The sequence below is a fragment of the Alkalibacterium iburiense genome, from assembly GCF_039521845.1.
GTDB classification, from domain to species: Bacteria; Bacillota; Bacilli; order Lactobacillales; family Carnobacteriaceae_A; genus Alkalibacterium; species Alkalibacterium iburiense.
Genome location: NZ_BAAACW010000105.1, coordinates 1 through 3,762, shown reverse-complemented (window position 1 = coordinate 3,762; position 3,762 = coordinate 1). Strand labels below are relative to the sequence as shown.

Sequence of the window (3,762 nt, the reverse complement as noted above, 5' to 3'; positions counted from 1 at the left end):
CAGGCCGAGGCCGGTAAGAGAGGCTTACAGCCGCAGAGCAAACCACCAGTTCACACTGGTGGTTTTGATTTTTCGGAAAAGAGAAAGGAAAGAATGTATGTTTGACGTACTAATTAAATTAAAAGATTTTTTCAAAGAAAATAAATGGCAATATTCTATTGCGCTTGTGTGTATGGCTATTGCCAATATATTCGGAGTCATTATTCCTTATATCATCGGACGATTTATTGATGCCATCGTGACAGGAGAAATGGACCGCAGTTTATTGATTACTTATAGCCTGCAGTTTTTAGGACTGGTATTAGTCACGTATGTATTAGATTTCATCTGGGGTTACGGTCTCTTTGCCGGAGCCTTTAAATTACAAAAGGAAATGCGCAGTACTATGATGCGTCACTTCCTCCGTATGCGTGCCCCTTATTTCGAGAAATTTAGAACAGGGGACTTAATGGCACGTTCAACCCAGGATATTCGAGCGATTTCGGAAACGGCTGGCTACGGTATGCTGGTATTGATGAGTGCTACGGGAATGACAGCAACCTTAGTTGTGATGATGGGGATATCCGTCAGCTGGAGCTTAACGATTGCGGCTGTCGTGCCTCTCTTGCCTATGGCCTATGTCGTCAAAGTCAAAGGGGCACAAGTGGATGAGGCCTATGAAATTGCTCAGAAATCCTTCTCATCCGTCAATGATGATGTTCTAGAAATGATTGACGGGATGCGCGTCATTCGGGCTTATGTAAAAGAAGCGGACTTTATTCAAACCTTTAAAAACCAGACAGAAGACTTGCTGAAGAAAAACAACCGTGTCTCAGAAATTTCCGCTATCTTTGGTCCAACCGTTAAAGCCTTTGAAGGCCTCAGTATTATCATTGCCTTAAGTTATGGATCTATTCTCGTTGCCCGCGGAACCTTGAGTGTCGGAGATATCGTAGCCTTCCAGATGTATTTGGGCATGATGATCTGGCCGATTATATCCGTATCCGAACTGGTGCTTATATTAAGGCAAGGGAGCGCTTCTATGCGACGGGTCGAAGAAGTGCGCTACTCGACCGACGATTTGGAATTCAAGGGAGAAGAAGAAGCGAAAGCCATTGATGATTTACTATTCAATGAGTTTACCTTCAAATATACCTCCAGTGAAACAACGAATTTGGACAACATCGACTTAACTTTACCAAAAGGCAAAATGCTCGGTATCGTCGGGAAAACCGGGGCGGGTAAAACAACACTCATCCGCCAGCTGCTCAACCAGTTTCCACAAGGAGTCGGAACGTTTAATATGGGGTCCAGAGCCTACAGCGATTACCGCGATCCGTCCCTAAGACGCTTAATCGGCTACGTTCCGCAAGACCACGTGCTTTTTAGCCGAAGTGTCAGAGATAATATAGCGTTTGGGAAAAAAGATGCGACCGATGAAGACATACTGACCAGTATCCGTCTGGCTTCCTTTGAAGACGATTTGAAAAATATGGAGAAGGGTTTGGATACTCTTATTGGAGAAAAAGGGGTTTCGATATCCGGCGGTCAGAAACAGCGGATTTCTATCGCGCGCGCTTTAATTAAGAATCCTGAGGTGCTTATTTTAGATGACTCCTTATCGGCGGTTGACGCTAAAACAGAACAGAATATTATTAAAAATATCCAGCATGTGAGAGAAGGAAAAACAACCATTATCTCAACACACCGTTTATCAGCGGTGAAAGAAGCGGATGAGATTATTGTTTTAGACAGCGGCCGAATTGTTGAAAAAGGCACGCATGATGAACTCATTCAAAACCAAGGCTGGTATTATGAACAGTTTATGAAACAAGAAATCAAAGACTCTCTAGAAGAGGAAGGGGAATAATAAATGAAGACAGTCAAAAGACTCCTTTCTTATATGAAATACTTTAAATTATACTTTGCCATCGGAATAGGACTCGTTATTTTGTCCATGTTCTCCGACTTAGCTGGTCCGATTATCGCCCAGCGCGTGATTGATAATGTCATAACACCTGCCGCTGCAGAAGGGAACGCCTACACGGATGTCCTGATTCGACTGATGGCCACTTACTTTGGACTCACAGTCTTTACAGTGATTACTCGGTATATTTCATCCATTTACCGGATGCGTGCAGCTAATGGCATAATAAAAGTGATTCGTGACCAGTTGTACACCCATATTCAAGAACTGCCGATCAACTATTACGACAATCTACCAGCAGGAAAAATCGTGGCGCGTATTACTAACGACACGGAAAACTTGCGCCAGCAGTTTTATGTGGCAACAATCGGTCAGATACTCATTAATACCTTTTACGTTATTGGAGCCTACATTGCGATAGCCAGTTTCCATACTGGTTTAGCTTTAGTGTTGCTGCTTCTGATTCCACTGATGTATTTCTGGAATAAATTCTATACCAAATACGCCAGTGTCTTTAACCGCCAAGAACGGGAATTAAACTCTGACATCAACGCAAAACTGAATGAATCTATTCAAGGGATGCAGATTATTCAAGCCTTTGAACAGGAAGAGCAGATTCAAGAAGAATTTGAAGTCACGAATGAAAAGTGGTACGAAGTCATGCGCAAATACGTTATTCTGGACTCCGGTTTCCAGTGGACCTTTGCAGACTTCTTGCGACGCATGTCCCTCCTTCTCTTAATGGTTTACTTCAGTACCCAATACATCAACGGGGTGCTCGGTGTTTCCGTAGGGATGCTTTACTTGTTTGGGGATTACGTCAGCCGCTTGTACGAACCGATTAAGGGAATCGTGCAGCAGATGGCCTTTGTCCAGCAGGCGATCGCAGCCGGTGACCGGGTATTTGAACTGATGGATATGAAACCAGAAGATAATCCGGAAGAAGAGCTGGAAATTACGGAGGGCCGCGTGTCGTTCAATCATGTGACTTTTGGGTACACGGAAGAAAAAGATGTGTTGAAAGATATTCACTTTACGGCAGAACCGGGGCAAACCGTTGCTTTAGTTGGGCATACGGGTTCCGGTAAGAGTTCGATTATGAATTTATTGTTCCGTTTCTATGACCCGCAAAAAGGGGAAATCTTGATGGACGGAAAGAATACACGTGAGTTTTCCAGACAGTCGGTGAGACGAGGCATGGGGATTGTGCTGCAAGATCCGTTCTTATTCACCGGCACACTGTTGTCCAACATCACGATGAACAATGAGTCGATTACGCGAGAAGAAGCGATTCAGGCTCTGATTGATGTGGGGGGAGCCGACCTGCTGAATAAGTTTGAAAAAGGCATCGATGAACCAGTTGTTGAAAAGGGGAGTACCTTAAGTTCAGGTCAGCGCCAGTTGATTTCTTTTGCCCGAGCGCTTGCCTTTAATCCAAAAATTTTAATACTGGATGAAGCAACGTCCTCTATTGATACCGAAACGGAAGAAATCATTCAGCACGCTATGAATGTATTGAAAGAAGGACGAACAACCTTTATCATCGCTCACCGTTTATCGACTATCCAGCACGCCGATCAGATTCTTGTTCTCGATAATGGAGAAATTATCGAACAAGGCACGCACGAGTCTCTCTTAACCATAGAGGGAGCCTATTCAGAAATGTACGAAATGCAAAAGAAGGGCCAAACCTTGGCTTCATAAAGAATATAAGAAAAAGTATCACACAAAGTGAGGACCCCTAGGAGTTAGATTAGACAACTAACTTTTGGGGGTCTTTTTATTTGAAAAGAAAATGCTAAAAAGAGACAAAAAAGCACCTCTCATGGTATAATTAAATCATGAAAAATTTAAAA

The 3,762-nt window shown here is 43.3% G+C and carries 2 protein-coding genes; both read left to right on the top strand.

The window, feature by feature from the left end:
• The first annotated feature begins 97 nt into the window (after positions 1-97).
• On the top strand, positions 98-1,849 hold the full coding sequence (locus ABDZ53_RS08610; RefSeq protein WP_343755569.1) for an ABC transporter ATP-binding protein: 1,752 nt from the start codon (positions 98-100) through the stop codon (positions 1,847-1,849).
• Between the two features lie 3 nt (positions 1,850-1,852).
• Entirely contained in the window at positions 1,853-3,610 is a 1,758-nt protein-coding gene (locus tag ABDZ53_RS08605; protein ID WP_343755567.1) for an ABC transporter ATP-binding protein, read from the top strand.
• The last annotated feature ends 152 nt before the right edge of the window (positions 3,611-3,762 follow it).